The organism is Mycobacterium montefiorense, assembly GCF_003112775.1.
GTDB classification, from domain to species: domain Bacteria; phylum Actinomycetota; class Actinomycetes; order Mycobacteriales; family Mycobacteriaceae; genus Mycobacterium; species Mycobacterium montefiorense.
Map to the genome: position 1 here is coordinate 70815 of NZ_BFCH01000020.1, position 346 is coordinate 71160.

A 346-nucleotide genomic window follows, 5' to 3' on the forward strand; every position below is an offset into this window, starting at 1 on the left:
CGTGGACATCACAGCGGGCACCGCCATGGTGACGGCCGATGCAGACCTGCTGCCAGGACACGCACACAATGCCGTTGGAACACACCCGTCGGCTGACCCAGTTATCACCGCTGCGGTCGGCCGCTGGCGGCGCCGTTGTTGATGCGGATGGCATCGTGGCTGCTGCGGTGAATCGTTGCGCCGGGGTGGCCATGTCCAGCGACTGATGCGGGCGGGCGGTGTTGTAGTAGTCCACCCACTCATCGAGAGCCTGCTGAGCCGTCTTCAGGCTGGTGAAAGCTGGCCTGTTGCTAAGGAATTCAGCACGCATACTGCGGTGGAAACGCTCAATCTTGCCCGTGGTCGT

1 protein-coding gene is annotated in these 346 nt (G+C 63.0%); it reads right to left on the reverse strand.

Features of this window, described 5'->3' with window-relative positions; all coding sequences use genetic code 11:
* Window positions 1–346: integrase core domain-containing protein (locus tag DB708_RS19690; protein ID WP_133251031.1), on the reverse strand; the 346-nt coding region annotated here is incomplete at both ends.